Here is a 26299-nt window from a genome sequence, read left to right on the forward strand (position 1 = left end):
CACAGACGAAACGGCGACGACTGAAGGCTGTGTCGCTCGTTCCGGCTCGACGATTCCTCCTCCTTCCCCGCTACGGACGGAACGGAAAGCTACGGCCGTTCGTAGTCGGGATCGAACAGTTGTGCCGAGAGCGGAGTCGGATCGCCCTCGGTGCAGTTGTAGCGCTCGAAATCGGTGACGCCAGCCTCGCGGAGCACGTCCTCGTCGTAGACGGCATTGCCGGTGAACTCCTCGTCGCGGTCGAGCAGTTCGAGCACGGTGTCGGCGACGATGACCGGCGAGCGCCAGTCGTCCTCCGTCCCCATGCCGAAGTAACGCGTCGCGCGCGTGTCGATGGCCGTCACGGGCCAGAAACTGTTGGCCGAGATTCCCGTACCCCGGAGTTCGCTCGCGAGCGAGAGCGTCACGAACGTCATCCCCATCTTCGACCACGCGTAGGCCGCCTCGCCGGGCGCGCGATCCATCTTCACCGGGGGTGCGTTCGTCAGGATCTGCCCGCCGCCGATCTCCTTGAGATGTGGGATGAACGCCCGACAGGTGAGATACGTCCCTCGGATGTTCACGTCGGTCAGCAGGTCGAACCGGTTGGCCGGCAGCTCCTCGACGGAGGCCATCTGGATGGCGCTCGCGTTGTTGATCACGATGTCGACCTCGCCGAAGACGTCGATCGCCTCGGCGGCGGCCGCCTCGACCTGCTCCTCGTCGCGCAGATTCAGCTGGATGGCGTGTGCGTCGACGCCGCGCTCCTCGCATTCGGCGGCAGTCTCGTGGATCGTCCCGTCGAGATCACTATCGCTGTCGTCGACGGTCTTGCCCGTCGAGACGACGTTACAACCGGCTTCGGCGAGCGCGAGCGCGATCCGCTTGCCGATGCCCCGCGTCGTGCCGGTGATGAACGCCGTGTGACCGCTCAAGTCCGGAGTCGCCAGTGCCATGCGCTGGCTCTGTGGGGGTCTCCCATAACATTGGCTATGGCCGATCGTTCGTGACAGTTCTCAAAGCCAGCTCGACGCTTATGGTCCCCGCTGGCGGAGGAGGAGCATGGAACTCGAACGGTTCTCGCTCGAAGGGAAGACCGCGCTCGTGACGGGTGCCAGCCGCGGCATCGGCGAGGAGATCGCCGTCGCGATGGCCGATGCCGGGGCAGCAGTAGTCGCGCTCGCACGCTCCGAAGACGATCTCGAAGCGACCGTCGAACGTATCGAGGCGAGCGGGGGCGAGGCCGTCGCCTGCACCGCGGACGTGACCGAGACCGCCCACGTCGAGGCGGCGTTCGATCGAGCCGAGGAGGGGTTCGGTCCGGTCGACGTGCTCGTGAACAACGCCGGTACGAACCCGTATTTCGGCGATGCGCGGGAGCTCGCGATCGAGACATGGGAGGGGATCATGGACGTGAACGCGACCGGGGCCTTCCGCTGTGTGCGTGAGTTCGCTCGTCGCATCGACGAGCGCGATGACGAGGGAAGCGTCGTGAACGTCGCCAGCGTCGGCGGGGTCGTCGGGCTCCCCCATCAGGTCCCCTACACGGCCTCGAAGCACGCGCTGGTCGGCATGACGCGAACCCTCGCCGTCGAGTGGGCACCCGCCATCCGTGTCAACGCGATCGCTCCGGGCTACGTGAAGACCGAATTCACGGCGGGTGTCAGGGGGAACGAATCCATCCACGAGGAGCTCCTCACCGAGATCCCGCAGGATCGGTTCGCCGACCCCGAGGAGATCGCCGGCGCGGCGGTCTATCTCGCGGGCCCGGCGGCCTCGTACGCAACCGGGGAGATCCACGTCGTCGACGGCGGCTACGCGGCCCACTGACCGACTGCTCTCCGGTCGAATGGCGGACCAGTAGTTACAGGACATAATTATATGTGAACTGCTATCGTATGTCTAACATGCGCGGACTCACGTTCGGTCACGTGGCGGAGGCGAACGCGAAACGACACGCCGACGAGGACTGTCTCGTGATGGAGGGCGAGACGGGTTCCGAGTCGCTCACGTTCGCCGATTTCAACGAGCGCGTCGATCGGGTTGCCCATCTGCTCCGCGAGCGCGGCGTCGAGGCGGGCGACCAGATCGCGGTGTACATGCAGAACAACGTCGAAACGCTGGAGGCGTACTACGGCGCGATGAAACTCGGCGCGCTGCCGGTCCCGATCAACCATCGGTTCAAAGACGAGGAGGTCGGCTACGTTCTCCGCGACAGCGGGGCATGCCTCTGTGTGTTCGATAGCGACGCTGCATCGACCATCCACGCCGTTCGGGAGAGCGAGACACCAGTCGAAGAGTATCTCTACGTCGGTGCGGATACACCATCGTTCGCGGACGACTTCCGGGCCGCCCGCGACGCCGCAGCGGACGAGCGAATCGACGTGGTTCCGGATCGCTTGGACGATGCAGCGCTGCTGTACACCAGCGGAACGACGGGGCAGCCGAAAGGCTGTATCCTCACCCACGACAACCTACTCCAGAACTCGGTGAACACGGTGTACAGCGCTGGATTCGAGGAAAGCGCCGACAGATTTCTCATCGTCACGCCGCTGTTCCACATCGCGGCGTTCGGAGTGTTCAACAACACCTTCTATGCCGGCTCCACGACCCATCTCGTCGAGAAGTTCGACCCCGTTCGCACCCTCGAAATCATCGACGAGGCGAACATCACCGGCTCGTTTTTCGTTCCGACGATGAGCCGCGCGATGCTCGCCGTTGATGATTTCGAGAAGTACGACCTCTCGTCGTTCGAGTCGTACATGACCGGTGCGGCCCCCTCAAGCGAGGAGCTCAAACGGACCGTAATGAACGCCTTCGACGCGGATCTCTACGAGGTGTTCGGCCAGACGGAGCTGTCACCGGTGACGACCATTCTCCATCCCGAGGACGCGCTCGAAAAACCCGACAGCATCGGCAAGCCCATCATCAACGTCACGCTCAAAATCGTCGACGACGACGACGGCGCGGAGGTCGAACAGGGAGCGATCGGCCGCGCGGCCTACAAAGGTGCGACCGCGTTCCGCGAGTATCTCGGGATGCCCGAAAAGACCGACGACGTGTTCGATGACGAGGGATATTTCGTCTCCTCGGACCTCGTGCGACGCGACGAGGAGGGGTTCGTCTATTTCGTCGATAGACACGACGACATGATACTTACGGGCGGCGAGAACGTCTACCCCACCGAAATCGAGGCCGCCCTCGAAGACCACGAAGACATCGCCGCGGCGGGCGTCGTCGGTGTTCCCGACGAGACGTGGGGCGAGCGCGTCAAAGCCGTGGTGATTCTCCGTGAGGGGATCTCGATGACCACCGATGAGGTTCGATCGGTCGTCGGGGACCGTCTCGCGGAGTTCAAACTCCCGCGCGAGGTGGAGTTCCGCGAGAGCCTCCCGCGCAATCCCACCGGGAAAGTCATCAAGAGTCAGCTGTCGTAGTTCGATCTCGATCGTCGTCGATTCGTCAGACGGAAAGCCAAGTGCAGCGCGGTCGCGCTGCACTCCACCTCGGTAGGTCTTTGTACGACCATTCCAAACCATTGTTGATGACACGAGCAAGCGTCGTGGGTGCCGACATGACGACGTTCGGCGTCCACGAGAGCACGCTGTCGGAGCTGTTCGCCGAGGCGGCGCTCGGCGCGTACGACGACGCCGGTGTCGGTCCGGACGAGATCGACGCGCTCTACTTCGGCAACGCGATGGGTGGCCAGACCGAAAACGACACGCACCTCGCCCCGGCGGTCGCCTCCCAAGTCGGTCTCGCGGGCGTGCCCTGCCAGCGCTACGAGGACGCGTGTGCGACCTCCGCGAACGCGTTCAAGAACGCCGTCGAGGCCGTCGAGGCGGGGATCCACGACACCGTGCTGGTGGGTGGCGTCGAGCGCTGTACGCCCGAAACGGGCCTCGGCACCGGCGAGATGACGCGCATCTTCGCCTCCGCCTCGGATCGCCACTACGAGCAGCCGACAGGATTGACCTTCCCCGGCGTGTTCGCACTGCTCACCAAACGCCACATGCACGAACACGGCACGACCGAGGAACAGCTCGCCCACGTCGCCGTGAAAAACCACGCAAACGGCACTCGCAACCCGAACGCCCACTTCGGCAAAGAAACGACCGTCGAGGAAGTGCTCGACTCGCCGATCGTCGCCGACCCGTTCCATCTGATGGACTGCTGTCCGTTTTCGGACGGCGCGAGCGCCGTGATCGTCACGAGCGACGACCGCGCCGACTCGTTCGATGATCCCGTCGACGTGAGCGGTGTCGGCCACGCGACGGACGTCGTCCCGTTGAGCGCAAAACCCGTCCCGCACGCGACGCAGGCCGCCCGCGACGCCGCCGCGCAGGCCTACGAGCAGGCCGGAACGAGCGCCGATGAAATGGCCTTCGCCGAAGTCCACGACTGCTTCACCGGGGCCGAGGTGATGGCGAGCGAAGCCATCGGCTTCTTCGAGGACGGCGAGGGTGGCCCCGCAGCCGCGGAGGGTCGGAGTAGCATGGATGGCGATCGACCGATCAACCCCTCGGGCGGGCTGAAGGCGAAGGGCCACCCGATCGGCGCGACCGGGACTGCGCAGATCGTCGAACTCGCAGAACAGCTCCGGGGCGACACTGGCGAACGTCAGATCGATGGCGCGGAGAAGGCCGTGGCGCACAACCTGGGTGGCGACGCCGCGACGACAGTCGTCTCCGTCATGGAGGTGCGCGGATGAGCCTCACGCACGACGACTGGACCACGGCGCTCGAAAACGGCGACCTGCTGGGGGTGCGCTGTTCCGACTGTGGCGCGACCTACGGCACGCCGTTCGCCGTCTGTAACGACTGTGGCGGTCGCGATCTGGAGACGACCGAACTGCCCGAAGAGGGCGAGATCTACACCGAAACGACGGTGCAGGTACCGCCGACGGGCTTCGAAGGTCCCTATCAGGTCGGCACCGTCCAGCTCGATGGCGCGCGCGTGACCGCCCGACTGGAGGGCGATGTCGAGATCGGCGATCGCGTGGTCTTCGACGGCGCTATCGACGAATCAGGGGATATCGCACCGGTCTTTCGCGCCGAGTAGTCTTGGCGAAAAGTCGAGTTGGGGGCGCTCGGCGCTACAGGTTCATGTTGATCGTCTTGGTCTGTGAGTAGTGATCGAGGGTCTCCTCGGCCTGCTCGCGGCCGATGCCCGACTGTTTGAACCCGCCGAAGGGCTGGCCGGCCGGGAAGTCGTTGTACTGGTTGACCCAGATGTTGCCCGCCTTGATGTCACGGGCCGCACGATTGGCCTTCGAGAGGTCGTTCGTGATGATTCCCGCGGCGAGCCCGTACTCGACGTCGTTGGCCCATTCGATCATCTCGTCGTAGTCCGACCACGCGAAGACCTCCTCCACAGGTCCGAAGATCTCCTCTTGCACGGGTTTTGAATCGTGGTCGATATCGTCGATCACCGTGGGGACGACGAAACAGCCGTCCGCGAGTGCGTCGTCTTCCGGTTGGCCGCCACCGGTGACGATCCGCGCGCCGTCCTCCCTGGCCTGCTCGACGTACGAGAGCGTGCGCTCGACCTGCTCCTCGGAGACCTTGGGCCCCAATCGGGTATCCTTCGAGAGTGGATCACCCATCCGAAGCCCCTCGGCGCTCTCGACGAACGCGTCCATGAACTCCTCGTAGATCTCCTCGTGGACGAATAGGCGTGTGCCGGCGGTGCAGCACTCGCCGGTGTTGTAGAACATGGCGAGCATCATCACCCGCACCGCCTGCTGGACGTCGGCGTCAGGAAAGACGACGACGGGGCTCTTCCCGCCGAGTTCGAGCGTCACGTCCGCGACGTTCTCCGCGGCGGCCTTCATGACCTCCTTGCCGACCGCGGTCGATCCCGTAAAGGAGACCTTCCGCACGTCGGAGTGACCCGTCAGCGGCGCGCCCGCCTCCTCGCCGTAGCCCGTCACGATATTGATGACGCCATCGGGCAGCACGTCGTCGATCTCCTCCATGACCCTCAATATCGACAGCGGGGTCTGTTCGGCGGGTTTGAGCACGACGCAGTTGCCGGCGGCGAGCGCCGGCGCGAGCTTCCACGAGGCGATGAGCAACGGGAAATTCCAGGGCACGACCGCGCCGATCACGCCGTATGGCTCGCGAAGCGTCCGGATCGACTTCCCGCTCCCGGAGGGGACGGTCTCGCCGCCGTGGGTGCGGGCCGCGCCCGCGAAGTAACGGAACTGGTCGGCGACGAGCGCGACGTCGGCGCGCGCCTCGCGAATTGGTTTGCCGTTGTCGAGCGTCTCGATCCGCGCGATCTCGCTTCGCTTGTCCTCGATTCGTTCGGCGATCTCGGTGAGCAGGCGCTGTCGTTTCGTCCCGTCGGTGTCGGCCCACTCGCTCTCGTAGGCGTCCCACGCAGCCTCGACCGCGCGATCTATATCGTCGCTGTTGCCGGCCTGTGCTTCCGCGAGCACCTCGCCCGTCGTGGGATCGTGCGTCTCGAAGGTCTCGCCTGAGGCGCTCTCGACCCACTCGCCGCCGATGTAGTGGTCGTACGAGTCGGCGAGCAGTTCGTCACGCGCCTCGCGGTGTCGGTCCTTGATCTCGTCGCGGCTATCGTCGATCTGCTGTGTTTCTGAAGACATCGTAGTGAGTGATTATTCGAACTTCTCGAACGGTTGGTTGCAGTTGTGACAGTAGTGCATCGATCGACAGAGCGATGGTCCTTTCGGATGCTCGCGCTCGGTGTTCGTCGACTCGCAGTACGGGCATTCGGCCCGCTCGTCGTTTCCAGTGGTCTCGACGCTCGGATCGGTGAGTCGACGCATCAGATGCTCAGCCCGAACTCGCGGAGGTCCTCTTTGCCCCGTTCGGTGACCATCTCGACGGTCCACTCGGGCGACCAGACGAGCCGGAGTTCGGCCTCGTCGATGCTCTCGATCGCGGCGACACGCTTGCGAACGGTCTCCTGGAGCATGTCGCGGGCCGGACAGCCGGTGTAGGTGAGTGTCATGTCGACCCGCGCGTGGCCGTCGTCGACCGTGATGCCGTAGATCAGCCCCAGATCGACGATGCTGATCGGCATCTCGGGATCGTCGATCCCATAGAGCGCGTCCCAGACCGCGCGCTCGGTCCCGGTACTTTCCTCGCCGGTCGCGGGCAGCGCTTCGACGGTCTCGCCCGATTCGTAGTCGGTGTACGCGCAGTAGTTCGCGTCCGGATCGAACTCGGGATCGATGCCTGACTCGCTACTCATCGTCGGGATCCTCCATCAGCCGTGCCGCGTGGTCGCGGCCGAGCTCGCGGTAGGTGTTCGTGATCTCGTCGTAGTGGGTCGCCCAGTGATCGGTATGGTCGCCGTCCCGCCCGACGTGATCGGGCAGTTCGCCGGTCAACACCTGTCCGTCTTCGTCGGTTTCGGGCGCACGTGCGTCGATCCCGATCTCGGTCAGCGTCCCGGTGACGGTCTCGATCCATTCTTCGCGCATCGCCGAAAGCGTGCGAGTCCGTAGTCCGAGGTCGTCGATCGCTTCGTCGTCTTCCGTTTCCTCGAACAGCGTCAGCGCGTAGGGGAACAGTTCGTCGACGGCCTCCTGTACGCGTTCACGGCCTTCCTCGCCGCTGACGAGCCGACGCAGCCAGTTCTCGGCGTGCTCGCGGTGGTAGCCCTCCTCGCCCACGATCTTGCCGACGCGGTCGCGGATGCGCGGATACGACGACTCTTCGAGCGCCTCCAGTCTGAGGTGCTCGGCCTCGTCGTAGAAATAACTCCGTACGATGGCGTCGGCCCAGTCACCCTCCGCGAACGGGAGTTCACAGAGCGTGCTGTGCCGGAATGTTTCGGGGTCTCGCTCCCAGATGAGGTCCGGCTCGGAGTGACCGAAGTCCTCCAGCAGATCGTACCAGAGCCGTGCGTGGCCGAGTTCGTCCTGAGCGATGTTGGCGATCGCGATATCTGATTCGACCGTGGGCGCGCGCACCTGCCAGTCGGTGTAGCGGTCGGCGATGACGAACTCGTCGTCGGCCAGTCGGTAGAGCAGGCTTTCGACGGCCGCACGCTCGCGCTCGTCGAGATCGTTCGGGCCGGAGAGGCTCTCGGTGGCCGCCATCAGCGCCGCCCCCGTTCCTTCTCGGCGTCGGCCTGCTCGCTCTCGGAGTCGGCGACCTCCTCGGCGGCGGCCGTGATGTTGTACTGGGTCGCCCAGCGGTAGCCCTTGTCCGTGGTGCCGCCGAAGGTCGTGTCCCCCTCGTCGATCTCGCCGATCTCCTGCTGTGGCGTGACCCAGATGCTGTGGGTCGGCTTGCGCCGGCCGTGCTGGATCTGGGCGAACATCAGCGCCATCTCGCGGTCCGGCGCGTGGACGTTCCCGCAGTGGGTGTGATACTTGCCGGCTCCCTCCTGTCGGAACACTTCCCAGATCATCATTTAGTACTCATCTCAGTCGGCCGCCTGCGGCGCGTGGCCGCTCGTCGTCGTTTCGTACTCGTCGAGCGTGTCGCGGACCCACTCGACCGCGTCGTGGGCGCGCTTGCGCGAGTCGATCTGGCCCCGACCGGGATCGTACTCGTTTTTGGCGATCTGGAAGAACTCCTCCCAGTCGAGTTCGTCCTCGGCGACCCGATAGTTGCCGTCCTCGTCCTGCTCGATCGTCGGCGTGTCCGGGATCTCGAGCCCGTATTTCTCGGCCTTCGGGAGATACTGGTTGAGGAACGACTGCCGGAGCTCGTCGTTGGTCATCTGCTTCAGCCCGACCTCGGCGGAGAAATCGTGATGGGTCGAGTCGTCGTCGGTCGGCCCGAAGAACTGGATAATGCGCGGCCACCAGAGTTCGAAGGCGTCCTGGACCATCTCCTGTTCTTTTTTCGAGCCCGTGGCGAGCTCCTTCAGGATTGACTCGCCGTGTTTGATGTGGAACCCCTCCTCGAAGACGACCTTGTCCATCGCGTGGGCGTACGGCTCCCAACTCGTCCGCTTGAGGGTGGCCTGCCGGCGCATCGCCGCACCGTCGACGAAGAAGGCGATCATCGGCGTCTCGACCCACGACTCCATCGGGTAGTGAAAACAGTTGAGGAACTTGCCCTCCCCGTTGGCGAGCTCGTCGAGCATCTGCTCGCGCGTCTTGATCCCCAGCGACTCGGCCGCCCGATACAACAGCTGGCCGTGGCCGAGCTCGTCCTGCGTCTTCGCCGAGTAGGCCAGTTTGCGATCGAGGCTCGGGGCTTCGCGGATGAACGGGCGCTCCAGATACGCGCCCATGATCTCCGAGTTCGCGTGGAACTGGATCATCCGCGTCGCCGCCTCGCGGTACTTCCGCGGCATGTCGTCGTCCGGGCTGAACTGACGCGGCCCGGCGCGCTCTTTCACTGTGTCGAGATCCATTGGTACACACCCACATTGTCGTCCTACCATCATAGACCTTCACACGTCCATGGACGGGGTTTATACGTGCGCGGCGGCGACGACGGTCGTGATAGACGAGTGTCTCGTCGTCGAGTTCCGCGTGCGCGACGACGACTGCCCGCTGGCCGACGCCACGCGGGCGGCGGGCATCGAGATCGACGCCCAGCCGCCACAGCTGCGCGCCGACGGCAACGCTCTCCTGAGCTTCACCGCCCCCGAATCCGAGCGGTTCGCGACGGCGCTCGACGCGGACGACCGCATCCGCTATCTCCACCTCGCCAGAGTCGACGGCCGACAGAACGGTCGCTGTCTCTCGAAACAGCCCTGCGTGGTCCACGATCTCGTGAGCGCGGGCCTCATCGTCGAATCGCTGCGCTATCGCGAGGGCAGCGCGACCGTCACCGGTGCGGTCGTCGGCCACGACGTGCTCAGGGGCGTGCTGAACACCGCCGGCGAGACCGTCGGCGTCGCGCTCGAACGCGCCTATCCGCTCCAGGCCGACGACGAGGAGGCGATCGCGACGCGCTGGAACGTGACCCCCCGACAGGAAGAAGCGCTCAGGGCGGCCGTCGAGCGTGGCTACTTCACCGTTCCGCGGGGCGCGACCGCCGCGGAGGTCGCCGACGATCTCGGGATCAGCAAGTCGGCGTTCATCGAGCGCCTCCATCGCGGCCAGCACGCGCTGTTCTCGCAGCTGTTCGCCTGATCAGCGGTGATCGAACACCCGCTTCACCTTCCCGACCTCGGTGCGCTCGATCGTCCCGGGCTCGACCACGTCGATGCCGTCGGGCGAGACATCGAGCTCCTCGCCGAGTCGCTCCTCGATCGTCGCACGGAGCTCCGCCGGGGTGGTCGCCGAGCGCTCGTGTGGTTCGACGGTGATCTCCATCGTGTCGAGGCTGTCCTCACGACGGAGATCGATCCGGTAGTGGGGTGCGACGTCGTCGATCCCGACCATGACTGCCTCGATCTGACTCGCGTAGACGTTGACGCCGCGAACGATGAGCAGGTCGTCGGTTCGGCCGGTGACGTTGCCCATCCGCCGTTCGACGCGGCCGCAGTCGCACTCCTCCTCGTAGAGGCGGGTGATGTCACCCGTGCGATAGCGGAGTATCGGCTGGGCCTCCTTCGTGAGCGTCGTCAACACCAGTTCGCCCGTCTCGCCCGGCGGGAGGGTCTCGCCGGTGTCGGGATCGACGATCTCGGGGTAGAACTGGCCCTCCCAGACGTGGAGGCCGTCCTGTGCTTCGGCACACTCGATCGCCACGCCCGGACCGACGATCTCCGAGAGCCCGTAGATGTCGATGGCGGTGACGTCGAGCGCCGCCTCGATCTCATCGCGCATCGGATCGGTGAACGGTTCCGCGCCGATGACCACGGTCTCGAAGGGGAGATCATGCGGGTCGAGACCGCGTTCTTCGGCGCAGTCGGCGAGATAGAGACAGTACGAGGGCGTGCACGCGAGCGCGTCGCTGCCGAGATCCTGGGCCATCGTGAGCTGACGGGCCGTGTCCCCACCACCCATCGGGACGACCGTCGCGCCGAGGCGCTCGGTGCCGTCGTGGAGGCCGAGACCGCCGGTGAAGAGACCGTAGCCGTAGGCGTTCTGCACCGTATCGCCCGGTTCGACCCCGGCGGCGGCGAGCGAGCGCGCCACGACCGCCGCCCAGCGCTCCAGATCCGCGTCGGTGTAACCGACGATCTTCGACTTGCCGGTCGTTCCCGACGAGGCGTGGATCCGGGCGATCTCGTCGTCGCTGACTGCGAACAGTCCGTCTGGATACTCCTCGCGAAAGGCCGTCTTGGTCGTCATCGGTAGTGTTCCGATGTCGTCGATACCGTCGATGTCGTCCGGCGAGACTCCGTGTTCGTCGAGCCGATCGCGGTAGAAGGGAACGTTCTCGTAAGCGTTCGTGACGGTCTCGACGAGGCGTTCGTCCTGTCGATCGGCGAGTTCCGCACGGCTCAACTCCGGTTCGATGGGTACCGTCATCGCCGATCGTCCATCCATCGCCACGCTTGCCCGTTGTGTGCGGTCATTCCATCCTCCGTGCCGGGCGGTAACATACCATTTGATATCGGTGTGAGCGGATATAGATTTCCCCGCACATGGGGCGGGTTTATGACTGCCGACCGCGGTGCGCAAGTTTCAAACGCGGCGTGGGCGAACGCCACGCAACGCGCGACGCACGCAGCGATCCGTCGAACTCCACGATCCGTGGTGAGTCCGTTTGCTATGGCTGAGCGCCGCGCGAGTGACCACCATGAGAGAGCTGCTATCGACGCGACTCGGAACCGATCGTTCGCCGACGGTGCTCGTCATCTTCGCAAGCACGCTCGTCAGCGTAATGGGTGTCTCGCTCATCAGTCCGGCGCTCCCGACGATCCAGGCGGCGTGGAACGTCTCGACCAGCCAGGCGAGCCTGCTTATCTCGGCGTTCACCTTCCCCGGTATCGTTCTCACACCCTTCATCGGACTCGTCTCCGACCGAATCGGGCGCAAGCGCGTGCTCGTCCCCTCGCTGTTCCTGTTCGGCATCAGCGGGTTCGCGGTCGCCTTCGTCGGGGACTTCACGACCGTCCTCGCCCTCCGGGTCGTCCAGGGCACCGCCGGCAGCGCCATCATGAGCCTCACCGTCACCCTGCTCGGCGACATCTTCACCGGCGAGCAGCGAAGCCGGTTCATCGGGCTGAACGCCGCGATCCTCGCGATCGGCGCGGCCGGCTACCCCCTGATCGGCGGTGGGCTCGCGCTCATCTCCTGGACGGTGCCGTTCATCTGCTTCGCGCTGGCCGTCTTCGTCGCGATCGCCGGCTCGGCGATTCTGCCCGATCCCGAGGGTGAGTCGGAATCCGGCGGGCTCTCCTACTTCGTCAAGGCGGCACGGGCGATCCCGACACGAACGGCACTCGTGCTCTATACGGCGATTTTCGGCATCTTCGTCATTCTCTACGGCGCACAGCTCACGGTCATCCCGTTCGTGCTCGACGACTCCTACGGGCTCTCCTCGGGCGCGATCGGCCTCCTGCTCGGACTGCCGGCGGTGGCGATGGGGGTGACCTCCTCGCAGTCCTCGCGTCTGCTCGGCTATTTCTCGCCGCTGCGGCTCATCGCGCTCGGCTTTCTCACGTATGGGGTCGGCCTCAGCGTCGCCGCACTCACCGACTCCATCCTCGTGCTCGCCGGCGCACTCTTCCTGTTCGGCTTCGGTCAGGGTTTCGCCGAACCGATCACCGACACGGCGCTGAACGCGCTCACGCCGGACGCCTTCCGCGGCGGCATCATGAGCATCCGGACGAGCATCCTCCAGCTGGGCACGACCGTCGGCCCGCCGCTGTTCGTCTCCGCCGCCTCGATCGTCGGCTACAGCGAGACGCTGCTCATCGCGGGCGTGGCTGCCTCCGTCGTCGGCGTCGCCGGCATCGGCTATCTCGCGCTGTTCGGCGGCGAACGGGCGACGAACATCTAGAGCATCCAAAAACGACTGTCCTTCCGCAAACGTCCGTAAAACGAATCCGACGGGGCGAGTTACTCGTAGACCCAGGTCGACGCGTCGCGATCCCAATCGAGGAGCTCCTCATCGTCGAAGAAGAGGTCGATCTCGCGCTCGTTCGCGCCCTCGTCCTCGTGATCCGAGCCGTGGATCAGGTTGTGACCGAGATCGTTGCCGAGATCGCCCCGGATCGTTCCTGGCTGTGCGTCGCGCGCGTCGGTCGCGCCCATCAGCCGACGGACCTGCCGGGTGGCGTCGTCGCCCTCCCAGACCATCGCGAAGACGGGGCCGGACGTGATGAACTCGACGAGCCCGTCGAAGAACGGCTTGCCCTCGTGTTCGCCGTAATGTTCGTGGGCGAGTTCCTCGTCGATCCGCATGAACTTGCCCGCGACCAGCTTCAGCCCCTTGCCCTCGATCCGGGAGACGATCTCGCCGATCAGCCCCCGCTGGACGGCGTCGGGTTTGGCCATCACGAAGGTTCGTTCGTCGTGGCTCACGCGAGACACTCCATGTCGAGCGTGAGGTTGTCAGTCGCAGCCGGCGAGTGGAACGAGCCGGAACGTCTGACTGAACTCACTGGTCGTCCTCGCCATCGTCGTCGGTGTCGCGGACCGTCTCCTCGCCGACGTTCGCCTCGGCCTCGCTCTCGTCGACATCGGCCGTGTCCTGGTCCTCTTCGATGTCGGGGTCCGAGCCGCCAGCGCTCCGGCCCTCGACTTCGTCGAGTTCGTCGGTGTCGGCCGTGGCGTCGTCATCGACGCGCTCGTCGGTTGCGGCTGCGGGCTCGCCCGAACGCGAACCGGCGTCGCCGGCCGCTGCCGCGACCGCTTCGGCCTCGCTCTCGCCCGGAACGGTATCCATCTCGTCGGCGACGGTTTCGTCGCCCTCGCTCGACGGTTCGGCGGCGACCTGTTCGACCTCGTCGGGCGTCCCCGCCTGACTATCGGTGCTGCGCCGGCCGTCGGCGGTCCATTCGAGATCGCGGGCGGCACGACCGAGATCGGCGTTGTTCTCGCACTTCGACGAGCAGTAGTGGATGACCTCGCCGTCGACGCGGACGAACATCGTCCCCGTGCCGGGTTCGATCTCCGACCCGCAGTAGTCGCACGGCCGCGTGTCGACCATCAGCGACCCCCTATCGAGTCGGCCTCGCGGGCGGTCTCCCTGAGCTGGAGCACGTCGCCCTCGCGGACCGGACCGAGGCAGTTGCGCGTAATGATCCGTCCTCTGTTCTCGCCTTCCTGGATCCGACAGTTGACCTGCATCGCCTCGCCGTGCATCCCGGTCTTGCCGACGACCTCGATGACCTCGGCGGGCGTGGAGTCAGTTCCTTCGGCGCTCATCGTCCTATCGGAGGTCCTCGACGGTGGTGGTGATGTCCTCGACGTCCTCGTCGGCGTCGCCGGCGTCGACGATGGCCGCGGCGGCCGAGCCGACTTCGAGGCCTGCCGCGTGGCCGACGTCGTCCTGGGTCTCGACGAAGACGAAGGGAATCTCCTTCTCGTCGGCGAGCTCGGGCAGATGCATCACGATCTCTTCCGGGCTGACGTCCTCGGCGATGTAGACGAGCGATGCGTTGCCTCGCTCGACGGCCTTGGTCGTCTCGTTGGTACCTTTCTTTACCGTGCCGGTGTCCCGGGCGACCTCGAGCGCCTCGATGGCGTCGTCTTCGAGGTCCGCCGGAACGTCATAGGTGACATAAACTGACATTGTGTAGTCCTCCTGTGCGCGAGTTCTGTCTCCCCCGCCGTTGTCAAAAGCGAGGCTTTTGACTGCTCGCCGAGGGTTCCTCGGCGGCGACCGAATCCCTGAGGCTGGGAGCTTCACAACCCCGCACAGGCTGTAGCCAGCGGTAGCGTAGCCCTGCATAAAAGCGCTTTCAAAGCATGCACGCCGTGCGAGGCGAGCGCACGGACGAGTTCACACAACGTTTTTGCCGAAACGGATTCGAATGATAATATAGCAATGGCAACCCGATCCAGCGGATCGTCCACGTTCGGGAGCGGTGCCGTCCGACACAGTTTCTTTGTCGTCCTGTGGGCGGTCTGGGCAGTGCTGACCGCCAATGAATTCGTCGGGGATGCGTTCGGATTGTCGTTCTACCTGCTCCTACTGGTCGGTGGCTTCCTGCTCGGCGGTGCGTTTGTCGCATGGACGACGCAAACCGAGCGCGGTCGGATGGCGAAACGGCTCTACGGCGACGCACCGCTCGGCCAACAGTTCGCAATCGGTATCGTGCTGTTGGTCCCGTTGGCTGCTCTGGCCTACGGTCTATCCGTCATAAACGTATCACTCGTAGTGTTGCTCGTGCTCTGGATCAGCGCGATCGTCGGCTACCAGCAGTTGACGTTCGTCACGAATCACGCCGGACCGGAGTGAGATACACGACCGATCGGCATGGATTTTTATCACTCCCCAATATAGCGTATCTATGACTACTCGAACGAACGATCTCCCCGATCATCTCTTCGAACAGGGACCGATACTGGTCGTCGGATTTATCCTCCTCTGGGCGTTCTGGGCGATCTTCTTCGTGTACGAGTACGTCGGAGACGACATCCGACTGTCGGCCTTTTTGCTCGCACTCGTCGTGGGAATGCTCGTCGGCGTCGGTTACGGGCACTGGCATCGACGAACCGAAACGGGGCGGCGTGCGGATCGGTGGTATCGAAACGCATCGCTCGGTCGGAAAGTCGCGTTCGTCCTCGTCACTGCGATAGCGGTGGTCGGCGTGATCTATCTCACAGTGACCGCTGGAATCTCATCGCTGCTGCTTGAGGCAGGTCTCTTCGGCGCAACTCTGACCAACCATCTCGTCGATATCGGCGTGGTCCATTCACACGCGAGAGCACACGGGTCGGTGTAGTCATCGTCGAACGCATCGGCACCGGCAGCGAGCGAGAACGATCGCGAATGGATCTCGAAAAAGGATCGACTCAGACGTTCCGCACCGAGAGGCCGACGACAACCAGACAGATCACTACCGCGAGCGCCGTGATCCCGAGCAGGATCGGCCAGAGGGTTTCGGCCAGCGCGGGGCCGCTCGCGCGGGCGATGGTCGTGGTCCGGTCGATGGCCGACGAGGCGACACTTACGATGGTGCCGCCAAAGGCCGCGCCGACGACGAGTGCGATCTGGAGCAGCGACGTGTACCGTTTCCACGCCGGTTCGTCGGAATCGTCCGCCGATGCCGACTCCGATTCGTCACCGAAACGCTCGCGGAGCTGCTCGAACGCCGACGTGGAATCACCGCGCTCGTCCATCCACTCGGCATTCGTGACGCACGGACTAAGTTTTGTGGGTCGGGGTGAGGCAGCGAACCGACGCACCCATGCCGCCCGATATCCGTCCATCGGTATGATCGCCGACCTCGCGGCCGCGCTCGGCGACGAGGCCCGCCGGGCGAACGAGCGCCGCGCGCTGGTGCTCACAGGCGAGCGCGAGGACTGCTATGCCGGGGCGCGCGAAGCGCTCGACGCGGCCGGGATTTCGAGAACGGCGACGACGCTCGTCGCCGACGAGAACAGCGACGGACTCGACTGCGAGCGAATCACGCCGAAACACGCCGACGAACTCCTCGGTCGAACCCGCGGCGCGGTCGTGCTCGACTGCCACGACGAGTGTCGGCCGAACGTGATCGGGCGCACGGTGGGAGCCGTCGACGGCGGCGGCCTTCTCGTTCTACTTGTGCCGCCGCTCGATTCGTGGCCCGATCGCCGTGACGGCTTCGACGCGACGCTCGCCGTGCCACCCTACGAACCCGCATCGGTGGCCGGCAACTTCCGGCGGCGACTGGTCGACACGCTCCGGGCGCATCGGGGAATCGCCATCGCGAACGTCGATTCGGGAACCGTCGAGTGCGACGGTCTGACCGATCCACCACCACGCGAGCAGCGGTCCGAACCCGCTCCGCCGGACGAACACGGGTTTCCGCGAGCGGCCTACGAGGTCTGTCTGACCCCCGATCAGACGGCTGCCGTCCACGCCTTCGAAAGTCTTCGCGAGCCGGGTGAGGTACTCGTCGTCGAGGCCGATCGTGGGCGGGGAAAATCGAGTGCCGCCGGGTTGGCCGCCGGTGCGCTGGCGGCCGACGGAAAGGACGTCCTCGTGACCGCCCCCGCCTACCGCAGCGCCGCACCGATCTTCGAGCGCGCGCGTGAGCTCCTCTCGACACTCGGCGGGCTCGCCGGCGTGGACCAGGACGAAACCCCCCTCTGTCTCGACGCAGTAGGGGGAGGGGAGGTACGGTTCGCGAAGCCCGCGGTGGCGACCGAGCAGGCCGAACGGGCGGACCTGCTCGTGGTCGACGAGGCTGCCGCACTCCCGGTCGACCGACTTTCGGAGTTCCTCGCCGCACCGGCGGTCGCGTTCGTCACGACCGTCCACGGCTACGAGGGGGCCGGCCGCGGGTTCTCGGTGCGCTTCCGTGATCGCCTCGACGATAGCGAGTTCGCCGTGCACGAGCAGCGCCTCGACGATCCCATCCGATACGCCGCCGGCGATCCGGTCGAGGTCTGGGCCTTCCGCGCGCTCCTGCTCGACGCACGCCCGCCCGTCGTGCCGTTAGTCGAGGGGGCAACACCCGAAACCGTCGATTACGCACGACTGAACTCCGAGGAGTTGCTCGACGACGAACACCGCCTGCGCGAGGCGTTCGGACTGCTCGTCGCCGCCCACTACCGCACGGAGCCGAACGACCTTGCGCGCCTGCTCGACGCGCCGAACGTCTCCGTTCACGCGCTACTCTCCGAGGATCACGTCGTCTCGGTCGCGCTGCTCGCTCGCGAGGGCGGCCTCTCCGAAGATCTGCGTCGCGAAGTGTACGAAGGGAGCCGTCTCAAGGGCCACCTCCTTCCAGACGTGCTCACGAGCCAGCTCCGCGACGAGCGAGCGGGCGTGCCGACCGGCCAGCGCGTGCTCCGCATCGCCACCCATCCGGCCGCCCGCTCGCGCGGGCTCGGCTCGCGACTGCTCGACGAGATACGGGCGACCGCGACGACCGACTGGCTCGGCGTCGGCTACGGCGCGACGCCCGAACTCGTCGAATTCTGGCGACGCAACGGCTTTTCGACCGTCTATCTCGCGACGACGCGCAACGAGCGCAGCGGCGAACACTCCGCGCTGATGCTCACACCGCTGTCGGATGCCGGTCGAGAGCTCCGCGATCGCCACGCACGGCGATTCGTCGAGCGCGTCGGTGCGACGCTGTCCGGCGCGCTCGCCGCTCTCGATCCAGACGTGGTCCGGGCCGCGCTCGGGGCGACCCACGTCACTGCCGAAGTCGATCTCTCCGACCACGAGTGGCGCGTCGCCGCCAGCGCCGCCTACGGTCCCGGACTCGCCGAGATCCATCCGCACGTCTTCCGCGCGCTCGCGCTGTGCCATCTCACGGACGCGGACAGCGACCTCTCGGCACGGGAGGAACGCCTGCTCGTCATGCGCGTGTTGCAGACTCGCCCGACAGAAGCGGTGGCCGACGCGCTCGACTACGTCTCGGCCGGTGCATGCATGCGCGCGCTCGGTGACGCCTACAAGCCGCTCGTCGATCGCTACGGGAATCGCGCGGCCCACGACGAACGTAACCGATACGTCGATGGTGGCGAGTGAACCGACCGGGAGTCAGGCGTTCTTTCGGATGATACCCTCGGTCTCGGTCGTCAACACGGTCTCGCCGTCGCCGTTCTCGCAGACGACATCCGAGACGAACTCGTAGTGGTCGTCACGTTCGACGACAGTTTTGTACGTCGAACGACAGGTTATCGGGTCGCCGGTGTAGACCGGCCGCCGGAAATCGATCTCCATCGTACTGGCCAGCACCTCGCTGTCGCTGCCCATCTTCGTGGGCATCGTCGCCGTCAGCAGTCCCTGTACCATCACGCGCCCGTCCTCGTCCGGTTCGGTGTGGCGAGCCTGATCGTCGCCGGAGAGCTCCCCGAACCGCCGAACGTCCTCGACGGTGAACGTGCGCTCGAAGGTACGTGTCTCGCCCTCGACTGGCTGGTGCATTGCGTACCCGGAGAACCACCTCACGGTCGAAAAACCTGTCGCGAACCGACGTAGTGACGACCGATCCGTTGCACACGGGGAACGGCGACGGAGCCTGTGACGGTCATCCGACCGCGCGAACGGCGAGCCAGGCGATCCCGATCGCCGCGAGCGATCCGGCGAGGTTCGCGAGCGCGTTGGCCGCGGCCCGGCCGATCTCGTCCTCCTCGATCAGGCGCACCGTCTCGAACGAGAACGAGGAGAAGGTCGTGAAGGAGCCACACGCGCCAGTACCGACCATGAGAACGACGGTCTCGCCCGCACCGGCGAACGTCACCAGCCCGAGCGCGAGGCTGCCGAGGACGTTGACCACGAGCGTGCCGACCGGGTACTCGCCCTCGAAGCGCTGGCTCACGTACACTCGGGCAAGCGCACCGAGCGCGCCGCCCGTGCCGACGAGGTGGGCCGGGTCGATCGCGGTCATCGATCGCCTCCACCGACCCGGCGGGCGAGCGTCCGCCCCGCGAGCACGCCACTGAACCCGAGCGCGTAGGTCGCAAGCACGTTCGCGACCATCCACAGCGGGCGGGCGAGCAGCGTCGTCTGGAGCGCGAAGGTACTGTACGTCGTCAACGAGGAGAGGAAGCCGGTGGCGAGGACCAGCCGTGCCCGCTCGGTGAGGATTCCCGTATAGCGCGCCTCGTAGAGAACGAACCCAAGCACGAAACTCCCGACGACGTTGACGAGGAGCGTCCCGCCCGCTCCAGGAAGGAGTCGTGCGACGAGAAAGCGGAGGTTCGCACCGGCGAACCCGCCGATGGCAATCAGGGCGATCGATTCGAGCGTGCGGAGTGGATGGGGTCCCGACATGGCAGTCTCCGGGAGGAGTCATCAGCTGGCTGCCCAGCGGTTGTGAAAGGCGGACCCCATCGCCCGATGGGCGCGGTTCGGTCCGTCCGTATATAACCGCCGGGATCACACGTGGCGCATGGTCGACTGGTTCGTCGTCGGTTCGCTCGCGCTGCTCGTCGTCGGCGTCGTCGGCAGCGTCGTGCCGCTGGTGCCGGGCACGCTGAGTTCGCTCGTCGGCGTCTATCTCTACTGGTGGACGAGCGGCTACACCGATCCCGGGCCGCTGTTGCTCGCCGCGCTGACCGTCGTCGGCGTGCTCGCGCTCGTCGCGGACTACTTCGGCGGAGCGGTGTCGGCGCGCGCCGGCGGTGCGTCGATGGTCACGACGACGCTTGCGGCGATCGTCGGCATCGCTCTCTTCTTCGTCGTCGGGCCGCTCGGTATCGTCCTCGGCGTCGCCGGCACCGTGTTCGTCGTCGAGTTCTACCGCCACCGCGATCCCGAACGCAGCCTGCGCGCGGCGCTCTATGCCGCCGTCGGGGTGCTCGCCTCGACGGTCGTCCAGCTGCTCGTGACGGTGACGATGCTCGTCGCGCTCGTCGCGGTCATCCTTCTCTGAGGACAACCGTTGTATGCACCCGTATCGAACGACAGGTATGGCCGCGTGTGCCGAGGAAGGTTGCGACCGGCCAGCCGCAGTACGACTGTACGTTCCGTGGGCCGCGAACCGCGAGGTCTGTACGGCGCACGGTCGCGCGCTCGTCCAGCAGGACGGTGTCGTCGCCGAACCGCTGGAGGGCGCAAGCGAGAACTGGCAGTGATCAGGGTTCGAGCGCCAGCATCACCTCGTCGATGTACTCGCCGTCGTACGTGTAGTGGTTCTCGCGGACGGCCTCGACCTCTCCGCCGTGTGCCTCGAAGAACTCGACTGCCTCCTCGTTGGTCGAGGGGATCGAGTTGTAGAGCTTTTCGTACCCCTTCTCGTCGGCCCAGTCGAGCCCACGATCGAGCAGGTGGCCGCCGATGCCGTGGCCCTGATACTCCTCCAGGACGCCGAGAGTGAGCTCGGCCGTGTGCGAGAGTTTCTCCAGTTCGGGAGTTTCGAGATGGATCCAGCCCACCACCTCGTCGTTGACGGTGGCGACGAAGAACATCCGCGAGTGGACAGGGGAGTTCTGGACGACCGTCTCCTCGTGATCGATGATGTCGGCGACGCTCTCGGCGACTGTGTAGGTCTTGCCGCCGGCGACCTGTCGGATGACTCCAACCAGCCCGGAGCGGTCGGTCTCGATCGCCGGCCGGATGGTGAACGTCAACCCCTCGGCGTCGAACTGCTCCTCGTCGGTCTCGTCGCTGCCCTCGAACGTCGCCCGGAGCTCGCTCCCCTCCTCGGTGACGAGCCCGTCACGCTTCAGGATGGCGACGTGGTGACGAAAGCCGCTCGGATCGAGGCGGAGCGATTCGCGGACGTCGCCGGCGGCGACGGGATCGTCGCTGTCCTCGATATATTTGTAGATGCTCTTCCTGTCTTCGTGGCTGAAATCAACTGTTTCCGACACTTGCATGGTCGTAGTTAGCACATCACGTCACTTAACTGTTGACCGAGATTTCGCACGAGTGCCATGACCGCCGAATCACAAACGTTCGAAGGGACGCATGCCGAACTCGGCGGCCGCTGGCGAGCACGGACTACCCCGTCGGCCGTGGCGGCACCTGTGTGAGCAACTGCGCCGTCGCCTGAATGTCGTCCGTCTGGATGAGCACCTCGGCGGCCTTTCTGATGGTCGCGTCCGGCTCCATCGCAACGCCGTAACAGCGCGCGTACAGCGCGAGCCAATCGTTGGTCGCCCGATGGAACTGTGCCAGTTCGTCGCCCGAGAACGCAACTCCCTGATCGGCGGTCCGCGCATCGAGATAGAGCACCACGAGCGGGCCGAGCCCTTCGCGGAGGAACGCCATTGCGCGCTCCTCGTCCGGCGGGTTTTCGGGCGGCTCGAACGTCGCACGATCACGGGCGGCCCGCGCAGCAAGCTCGTCGATCCGCTCGCGATACTCCGGTTCCGGGCGAGCCATCAGCCCTCCCGGAACTCGACGCCCTTGCCGCCGCGCGGGTGTTCCCACTGGGTGTCGGCGACGATGGCACAGGTGCCACACTCGACGCAGGGCTGGGTGTCGAGGCTCACGACGCGCTCCTCGTCGCCGTTCGATTGTACTGTCTCCTCACGATAGCAGCCACCGCCGAACCCCTCGGCACTCACCGGACAGGCCGTCACGGCCGCGCCGCTGGCTTCAACGGAGTCGTCTTCCAGAACGATGTGTGGGTTGCCGACGTCGGTGTCGTAGGTCAGCTCGCCGATGCGCTCGCCGAGACTCGGCGGCTCGATGGTGGTGTCGTCCGCGACACGCGTTCCGAGCTCCTCGGCGATGATCGTCGGCAGTGTCACGTAGGGCGTCTTCGTGTCGGGCATCATCGTCGCCAGATACGGCGAGCCGTAGGCCTGCCCGAGCAGCCCGGCCGTGTCGGCGGCGCGCACGCCGGCGCGCCCGAGGGGCGAATCGAGCAGTCGTTCGGCGAGATTAGTGGTAATATCGTTCTCGCCGGCCGCGCTCGCGATCTCGTAGCGCATCGGTCGGAGCTTCGCCATCACGCCCTCGTCGTGGAGGCGCTGCTCGTAGCGCTCGCCGGCAGTATTGGGTTTTCCTCTGGAACGAGCCTCGACGAACGCCTCCGCTGCCAGCGCGCCGGCCGTCACCGCGTGGTTCATCCCCTTGATGATCGGTCCCTGGGCCTGCATCTGGCCGCCCGCATCGCCGACGAGTACGAGCCGTCCCTCGTGGGGCGAGGGATTGGCGGCCTTCTTCGAATCGGGGACGAGTTTGGCCGAATACTCCCGTTCGTTGTACTCCTCGCCGAGCCACTGGGCGAGCAGCGGGTGGGTGAGCAGCGCATCGAGCAGATCCTGGACCTCGGCTTCCTCCGCGACGATGCTGTCGAGATGGAAGACGTTCCCGATACACAGCGAGCTCTCGTTGGTGTAGAGGAAGCCACCGCCGCGGACACCGTCGTAGAGATCGCCCGAGAACAGATGGGCCTCGCCCTCGTCGTCGTCGATCCCGAACCGCTCGTTGATCGCATCGCCGGGCATGTCGACGACGGCCTTCACACCCTGGAACCACTCCTCGGGCTCCTCCCAGTCCATCAGCCCTGCCGCGCGCGCGAGTTCGGAGTTCACGCCGTCGGCGGCGACGATGAAGTCGGCCTCGATCGGGTCGAGCTCCTCGCAGGTGACGCCGACGATCTCGCCGTCTCGCGGGTCGCTTTGCTCCCCGCTCGATGCATCCGAGGGGCGAACGCGCCCCTCGCTATCCTCCCTGAGCAGACCGTTCACCTTCACGCCCGTCAGCAGCCCGCCACCGGTCTCGCGGGTAAGTTCGTGGACTCGCTCGGCCATCCACGAGTCCATCTTTCGGCGGAGGACCGCGTCGGCCCATTCGGTGTCGCGCTCGTGACCCCGGGTGATGTCGAACGTCTTCACCCTCTCGCCGGCGATGTTGTGGATGTAGTAGTCGGTGACGGGCCGTTCGGACGCGTGCTCGCGAAATCCCGGCAGGAGCCCGTCGATCGTGTAGGGGGCGGATTCCTCGGCGTAGATGAGGCCCCCGGTGACGTTTTTCGATCCGGCATCGACGCCGCGTTCGAGAACGACCGTTTCGACACCGTTGCGCGCGAGCGTCGCGGCCGCCGCCGCGCCGCCCGGTCCCGCCCCGACCACCACCGCCTCGTAGTGTTCGTGTTCGTCAGTCATCGTTGTTGCCTCCATCGGCCGCGAGCTCCTGTGGTTCGAGTTCGCCCGATTCGAGCGCCGCCGTGAGCGTCGGCAGTACATCGAAGAGATCGCCCTCGATGAAGTAGTCGGAGAAGTCGCGGATGCGCGCGTCGGGATCGGTGTTCACAGCAATGATGGTCTCGGATTCGTCCATGCCGACCTTGTGCTGGACGGCCCCCGAGATCCCGGCGGCGATGTAGAGATCGGGTTCCACCACCTGCCCGGTCTCGCCAATCTGGCGTTCCTCGGCCGTGTACTCCGTGACGTGGCCCGCAAACTCGTAGGCACCGGTGACGATGCCCCGGGAGACGCCGAGCGCGGCGTCGTCGAAGGCGTCGCGGAGATCGAGCCCGAGCTCCATCCCCTCGGTTGGGCTGTCGCCGATCCCCCGCCCCATCGCCACCACCACGTCGTGACCGGTGAGATCGACACCCTCGTCCAGTCGGTCGTGATTGGTGACCGAAACCCGGAGCCACTCCTCGTCGAGCTCGTCGGCGTGTTCGACGATCTCTCCCTCCCTGTCGTGATCGGGTTCGGGCAGGTCGAAACTCCCCGGGATCACCGACGCGCCCTGTGGGTGGAACTCCCGGGTCGGGTTGTCGAGACAGAGGATGGTCGAATACTCGAACCCCGAGAAATCCGGGCGCTTCATGTGGAGCACGCGCTCGAACTCCTTTTTCGCGCCCGGTCGCCCGGTCTTGGCCGGGTTCGAGATCATCGATTCCTCGATGTAGAGATCCGAACAGTCGGAAGCCAGTCCGGAATCGAGTTCGCCCTGGACGAGCGCCGAGAGATCGCGTCCGTTGTTCGTCGCCGGGAACACCGTATAGCGCGGTTCGTCGTAGTCGCGCCAGCCAGCACCCGTCTCGCGCCCGCGGCTCTCGCCGGGTGTCGCGCCCGCCCGCGCCATATCGCAGAACAGTTCGGTGTAGGGCTTGTGCTGGAACCGCTCCAGCTGATCGTCCTCGTGGTACACGACCACGTCCGCACCGTAGGCGATGACGTCTTCGGCGTGTTTTTCCACATCGCTGCCGACGAGCACCGCCACGACGCGCTCGTCCTCGTCGTACGCGTCGTTGTAGCCGTCCATCAGTTCGCGGGCCTTGCCGAGCATCTCCTTCGAGACGTCGACGAGCTCGCCCGCCTGCGTCTCGCAGTAGACCCACATGTCCCGATAGACACCGTCGTCGAGCGCCTTGACGTACTGTTTGTCCGCCGTCGGATGGTCGAGATCCGGGTGTTTCTCTTCTGGAGGAATGACCTCGATCTCGTCTGGCTCGTCCTCCTCCTGAACCGACGCGATGCGCTTTTCGATGAGATTCGTCGCCGCATCCCGATCCTCGCCGGCCCGTTCGGCGTCGAGGACCGCCTGCAGCCGCTCGACGTCGTCGATCCCCTGGAGGGCGTTGCCGAGCCCGGCCGTCGAGAGTTCGGTGGGATCGATCTCGCCGTCCTCGTCTGCCTCGCTCTCACCCACTTTCTCGATCCGGCTCTCGATCAGCGTCACGACGTTCTCTCGGTCCTCGCCCGCTCGTTCCGCATCGAGGATCGCGTCGAGTTCGTCGATGTCCTCGACGTCCTTGATCGCCGGACCGAACTCGGCGATGTCGTACTCGCCCGGATCGAGCGCGAGGTTCTCGGACTTGTCCACGTCGCCTGCCTCGCTTTCGTCGTCCTCGATCTCGTCGGCCGACTCGCGATACTCGCCCTCGGTTTCGGTATCCTCATCGACCGCTTCGTCCTCGTCGGTGCTCACCGCGCGCATCCGTGCGCGGATCGCCTCCTGGGCCGTCTTTCGCTGTTTGCCGTCTTTTTCGGCGTCGAGCAGCCCTTCGAGCTCGCGCGGGCTGTCGATTTCGTCCAGTTCGTCCTGGAGCTGTTCGACGGTGTGCTCGCCGGGGTCGATCTCGCTCATCGCTCGCCTCCCGCGTGGGCCGCCATCGCGTCGAAGACCTCGTTCATCCCGTCCTCGTCGCCCGGGTTGACCATCGTCGCCTCGCGCTCAGCGGGCGCTTTCGGGATCGGGTCAACTGATGAAACGATCGTCGGCGAGCCGTCCAACCCGATGTAGTCGGGATCGAGATTCAGGTCCGCGTGATCCCAGGTCGTCAGGTGCTCCTCGTGGTTCTTCGCCCGTTCTCTCGTCTCCGCACGGAGGTCCTTCAGCGTGAGTCGATCGCCGGCGGTTCTGTAGGTGGGTTCGAACTCCGGATCGGCGACGACGAACGCCGGCATCGGTGCCTTGACGGTCTCGATCTCCTCGATGTCGCCTTCGACGAGGCGTTTCGCTCGCACCGTTCCCTCATCTTCGTTGACGTCGAGCGCGATCACGTGGGTGATGATCGGCCAGTCGAGACACCAGCAGGCCTGCGGGCCGGTGTGGCCGGTCTCGCCGTCGGCGGTCTTGAACCCCGCGAACACGAGGTCCGGCGTCTCGTCGAGTTTCTGCAACCCGGTGGCGATCGTGATCGCCGTCGCCCACGTGTCGGAGGCCGCAAGCTCGCGATCCGAGAGGAGATAGAGCTCGTCGGCATAGACCGACTCCATCGCCTCGCCGAGCACGTCGCCGTAGCCCGGCGGCCCCATGCTCATCACGCTCAGCCGCCCCCCATGACGGACCTTCGTCTGGAGCGCCGTCCGGAGCGCGTGCTTGTCGTTGGGGTTCATCACCGTCGGGGTGTTGCCCCGTTCGAGATGGCCGTCCTCGTCGAACGATACCTGTCCCTCGCGGAAGTCGGGAACGCCCTTCGTCAGCGTGACTGTGTGCATTGCTAGTCGGTCTCCCGTGTG

General features: G+C 65.7%; 32 protein-coding genes and 1 riboswitch. Of the genes, 11 read left to right on the forward strand and 21 right to left on the reverse strand.

The window, feature by feature from the left end; all coding sequences use genetic code 11:
- Window positions 1-89: 89 nt before the first annotated feature.
- Window positions 90-935, reverse strand: coding sequence for an SDR family oxidoreductase (locus C448_RS11290; protein ID WP_004054934.1), 846 nt, complete (start codon window positions 933-935; stop codon window positions 90-92).
- Window positions 936-1041: 106 nt separating this feature from the next.
- Between C448_RS11290 and C448_RS11295 the strand changes: the two genes are divergently transcribed.
- The 4 genes from C448_RS11295 to C448_RS11310 all read left to right on the forward strand — a co-directional run bounded on the left by C448_RS11295 (window position 1042) and on the right by C448_RS11310 (window position 5040).
- Window positions 1042-1809: an SDR family NAD(P)-dependent oxidoreductase gene (locus C448_RS11295; protein WP_004054935.1), complete on the forward strand. Its 768-nt coding sequence runs from the start codon at window positions 1042-1044 to the stop codon at window positions 1807-1809.
- Between the two features lie 77 nt (window positions 1810-1886).
- The gene (locus tag C448_RS11300; protein WP_004054936.1) at window positions 1887-3416 is read left to right on the forward strand and encodes a class I adenylate-forming enzyme family protein; all 1530 of its coding nucleotides are present in this window, start codon (window positions 1887-1889) and stop codon (window positions 3414-3416) included.
- A 107-nt stretch (window positions 3417-3523) separates the two neighbouring features.
- Window positions 3524-4690 carry a thiolase C-terminal domain-containing protein gene (locus C448_RS11305; RefSeq protein ID WP_080503199.1) on the forward strand — a complete coding sequence of 389 codons (1167 nt, stop codon included), beginning with the start codon at window positions 3524-3526 and terminating at the stop codon, window positions 4688-4690.
- Window positions 4687-5040 (forward strand): Zn-ribbon domain-containing OB-fold protein, encoded by a 354-nt coding sequence (locus C448_RS11310; RefSeq protein WP_004054938.1) that lies wholly within the window; start codon window positions 4687-4689, stop codon window positions 5038-5040. The genes C448_RS11305 and C448_RS11310 overlap by 4 nt, the downstream gene beginning before the upstream one ends.
- Window positions 5041-5074: 34 nt before the next feature.
- Here the strand turns inward: C448_RS11310 and C448_RS11315 are convergent, their stop codons facing one another.
- Genes C448_RS11315 through paaA form a run of 6 tightly spaced genes read right to left on the reverse strand, consistent with a single transcriptional unit; the run spans window position 5075 to window position 9327 of the window.
- On the reverse strand, window positions 5075-6592 hold the full coding sequence (locus C448_RS11315) for an aldehyde dehydrogenase family protein (RefSeq protein ID WP_004054939.1): 1518 nt from the start codon (window positions 6590-6592) through the stop codon (window positions 5075-5077).
- A 12-nt stretch (window positions 6593-6604) separates the two neighbouring features.
- Complete coding sequence (gene paaE / locus C448_RS16345; protein ID WP_004054940.1) at window positions 6605-6775, reverse strand: 1,2-phenylacetyl-CoA epoxidase subunit PaaE; 171 nt, start codon at window positions 6773-6775, stop codon at window positions 6605-6607.
- Entirely contained in the window at window positions 6775-7203 is a 429-nt protein-coding gene (gene paaD / locus C448_RS11320) for a 1,2-phenylacetyl-CoA epoxidase subunit PaaD (protein ID WP_004054941.1), read from the reverse strand. The genes paaE and paaD overlap by 1 nt, the downstream gene beginning before the upstream one ends.
- Window positions 7196-8056 (reverse strand): 1,2-phenylacetyl-CoA epoxidase subunit PaaC, encoded by an 861-nt coding sequence (gene paaC / locus C448_RS11325; RefSeq protein ID WP_004054942.1) that lies wholly within the window; start codon window positions 8054-8056, stop codon window positions 7196-7198. The genes paaD and paaC overlap by 8 nt, the downstream gene beginning before the upstream one ends.
- Complete coding sequence (gene paaB / locus C448_RS11330) at window positions 8056-8370, reverse strand: 1,2-phenylacetyl-CoA epoxidase subunit PaaB (protein ID WP_049916283.1); 315 nt, start codon at window positions 8368-8370, stop codon at window positions 8056-8058. Before paaB ends, paaC begins: the two co-directional genes overlap by 1 nt.
- Window positions 8371-8385: 15 nt before the next feature.
- Window positions 8386-9327 (reverse strand): 1,2-phenylacetyl-CoA epoxidase subunit PaaA, encoded by a 942-nt coding sequence (gene paaA / locus C448_RS11335; RefSeq protein ID WP_004054944.1) that lies wholly within the window; start codon window positions 9325-9327, stop codon window positions 8386-8388.
- Window positions 9328-9415: 88 nt separating this feature from the next.
- Here paaA and C448_RS11340 point away from each other — a divergent pair, with 88 nt between their 5' ends.
- Complete coding sequence (locus tag C448_RS11340; protein WP_049916284.1) at window positions 9416-10054, forward strand: helix-turn-helix domain-containing protein; 639 nt, start codon at window positions 9416-9418, stop codon at window positions 10052-10054.
- On the opposite strand, the gene paaK is transcribed toward C448_RS11340, so the two are convergent.
- The gene (gene paaK, locus C448_RS11345) at window positions 10055-11359 is read right to left on the reverse strand and encodes a phenylacetate--CoA ligase PaaK (RefSeq protein WP_004054946.1); all 1305 of its coding nucleotides are present in this window, start codon (window positions 11357-11359) and stop codon (window positions 10055-10057) included.
- A 253-nt stretch (window positions 11360-11612) separates the two neighbouring features.
- Here paaK and C448_RS11350 point away from each other — a divergent pair, with 253 nt between their 5' ends.
- Complete coding sequence (locus C448_RS11350) at window positions 11613-12818, forward strand: MFS transporter (RefSeq protein ID WP_004054947.1); 1206 nt, start codon at window positions 11613-11615, stop codon at window positions 12816-12818.
- A 59-nt stretch (window positions 12819-12877) separates the two neighbouring features.
- Here C448_RS11350 and ndk read toward each other — a convergent pair whose 3' ends face one another.
- The 4 genes from ndk to rpl7ae all read right to left on the reverse strand — a co-directional run bounded on the left by ndk (window position 12878) and on the right by rpl7ae (window position 14555).
- Window positions 12878-13342, reverse strand: coding sequence for a nucleoside-diphosphate kinase (ndk, locus tag C448_RS11355; RefSeq protein WP_004054948.1), 465 nt, complete (start codon window positions 13340-13342; stop codon window positions 12878-12880).
- A 76-nt stretch (window positions 13343-13418) separates the two neighbouring features.
- The gene (locus tag C448_RS11360; RefSeq protein ID WP_004054949.1) at window positions 13419-13970 is read right to left on the reverse strand and encodes a 50S ribosomal protein L24e; all 552 of its coding nucleotides are present in this window, start codon (window positions 13968-13970) and stop codon (window positions 13419-13421) included.
- Complete coding sequence (locus C448_RS11365; protein WP_004054950.1) at window positions 13970-14188, reverse strand: 30S ribosomal protein S28e; 219 nt, start codon at window positions 14186-14188, stop codon at window positions 13970-13972. Before C448_RS11365 ends, C448_RS11360 begins: the two co-directional genes overlap by 1 nt.
- Window positions 14189-14192: 4 nt before the next feature.
- Complete coding sequence (gene rpl7ae / locus C448_RS11370; RefSeq protein ID WP_004054951.1) at window positions 14193-14555, reverse strand: 50S ribosomal protein L7Ae; 363 nt, start codon at window positions 14553-14555, stop codon at window positions 14193-14195.
- A gap of 255 nt (window positions 14556-14810) precedes the next feature.
- Here rpl7ae and C448_RS11375 point away from each other — a divergent pair, with 255 nt between their 5' ends.
- Both C448_RS11375 and C448_RS11380 read left to right on the forward strand, forming a co-directional pair.
- Window positions 14811-15224, forward strand: a complete 414-nt coding sequence (locus C448_RS11375; RefSeq protein WP_004054952.1) for a hypothetical protein — start codon at window positions 14811-14813, stop codon at window positions 15222-15224.
- A gap of 52 nt (window positions 15225-15276) precedes the next feature.
- Window positions 15277-15711, forward strand: a complete 435-nt coding sequence (locus tag C448_RS11380) for a hypothetical protein (RefSeq protein WP_004054953.1) — start codon at window positions 15277-15279, stop codon at window positions 15709-15711.
- Window positions 15712-15781: 70 nt separating this feature from the next.
- On the opposite strand, the gene C448_RS11385 is transcribed toward C448_RS11380, so the two are convergent.
- Window positions 15782-16108, reverse strand: coding sequence for a hypothetical protein (locus C448_RS11385; RefSeq protein WP_004054954.1), 327 nt, complete (start codon window positions 16106-16108; stop codon window positions 15782-15784).
- 94 nt (window positions 16109-16202) lie between these two features.
- On the opposite strand from C448_RS11385, the gene tmcA reads away from it, so the two are divergent.
- A complete protein-coding gene (gene tmcA / locus C448_RS11390) occupies window positions 16203-18452 on the forward strand; it encodes a tRNA(Met) cytidine acetyltransferase TmcA (RefSeq protein WP_004054955.1) in 2250 nt (749 codons plus the stop codon).
- A gap of 12 nt (window positions 18453-18464) precedes the next feature.
- Here tmcA and C448_RS11395 read toward each other — a convergent pair whose 3' ends face one another.
- The 3 genes from C448_RS11395 to crcB (C448_RS11405) form a co-directional block, all read right to left on the reverse strand.
- The gene (locus C448_RS11395; protein ID WP_004054956.1) at window positions 18465-18851 is read right to left on the reverse strand and encodes a MaoC family dehydratase; all 387 of its coding nucleotides are present in this window, start codon (window positions 18849-18851) and stop codon (window positions 18465-18467) included.
- A gap of 103 nt (window positions 18852-18954) precedes the next feature.
- Window positions 18955-19314, reverse strand: coding sequence for a fluoride efflux transporter CrcB (gene crcB, locus C448_RS11400; RefSeq protein WP_004054957.1), 360 nt, complete (start codon window positions 19312-19314; stop codon window positions 18955-18957).
- Window positions 19311-19700 carry a fluoride efflux transporter CrcB gene (gene crcB, locus C448_RS11405; protein ID WP_004054958.1) on the reverse strand — a complete coding sequence of 130 codons (390 nt, stop codon included), beginning with the start codon at window positions 19698-19700 and terminating at the stop codon, window positions 19311-19313. Before crcB (C448_RS11405) ends, crcB (C448_RS11400) begins: the two co-directional genes overlap by 4 nt.
- Before the next feature lie 5 nt (window positions 19701-19705).
- Window positions 19706-19773, reverse strand: a riboswitch (Fluoride riboswitch).
- Window positions 19774-19818: 45 nt separating this feature from the next.
- Between crcB (C448_RS11405) and C448_RS11410 the strand changes: the two genes are divergently transcribed.
- On the forward strand, window positions 19819-20301 hold the full coding sequence (locus C448_RS11410; protein ID WP_004054959.1) for a DUF456 domain-containing protein: 483 nt from the start codon (window positions 19819-19821) through the stop codon (window positions 20299-20301).
- 37 nt (window positions 20302-20338) lie between these two features.
- Window positions 20339-20503, forward strand: a complete 165-nt coding sequence (locus tag C448_RS16350; RefSeq protein WP_004054960.1) for a hypothetical protein — start codon at window positions 20339-20341, stop codon at window positions 20501-20503.
- On the opposite strand, the gene C448_RS11415 is transcribed toward C448_RS16350, so the two are convergent.
- From C448_RS11415 to C448_RS11435, 5 genes are all read right to left on the reverse strand, one after another.
- Window positions 20504-21247: a GNAT family N-acetyltransferase gene (locus tag C448_RS11415; protein ID WP_004054961.1), complete on the reverse strand. Its 744-nt coding sequence runs from the start codon at window positions 21245-21247 to the stop codon at window positions 20504-20506.
- A 124-nt stretch (window positions 21248-21371) separates the two neighbouring features.
- The gene (locus C448_RS11420) at window positions 21372-21755 is read right to left on the reverse strand and encodes a hypothetical protein (RefSeq protein ID WP_004054962.1); all 384 of its coding nucleotides are present in this window, start codon (window positions 21753-21755) and stop codon (window positions 21372-21374) included.
- On the reverse strand, window positions 21755-23488 hold the full coding sequence (locus tag C448_RS11425; RefSeq protein WP_004054963.1) for an FAD-dependent monooxygenase: 1734 nt from the start codon (window positions 23486-23488) through the stop codon (window positions 21755-21757). The genes C448_RS11420 and C448_RS11425 overlap by 1 nt, the downstream gene beginning before the upstream one ends.
- On the reverse strand, window positions 23481-25424 hold the full coding sequence (locus tag C448_RS11430; RefSeq protein WP_004054964.1) for an electron transfer flavoprotein subunit alpha/FixB family protein: 1944 nt from the start codon (window positions 25422-25424) through the stop codon (window positions 23481-23483). The genes C448_RS11425 and C448_RS11430 overlap by 8 nt, the downstream gene beginning before the upstream one ends.
- Window positions 25421-26278, reverse strand: coding sequence for an electron transfer flavoprotein subunit beta/FixA family protein (locus C448_RS11435; protein ID WP_004054965.1), 858 nt, complete (start codon window positions 26276-26278; stop codon window positions 25421-25423). The genes C448_RS11430 and C448_RS11435 overlap by 4 nt, the downstream gene beginning before the upstream one ends.
- Between the last annotated feature and the right edge of the window lie 21 nt (window positions 26279-26299).

Source organism: Halococcus morrhuae DSM 1307 (genome assembly GCF_000336695.1).
GTDB classification, from domain to species: domain Archaea; phylum Halobacteriota; class Halobacteria; order Halobacteriales; family Halococcaceae; genus Halococcus; species Halococcus morrhuae.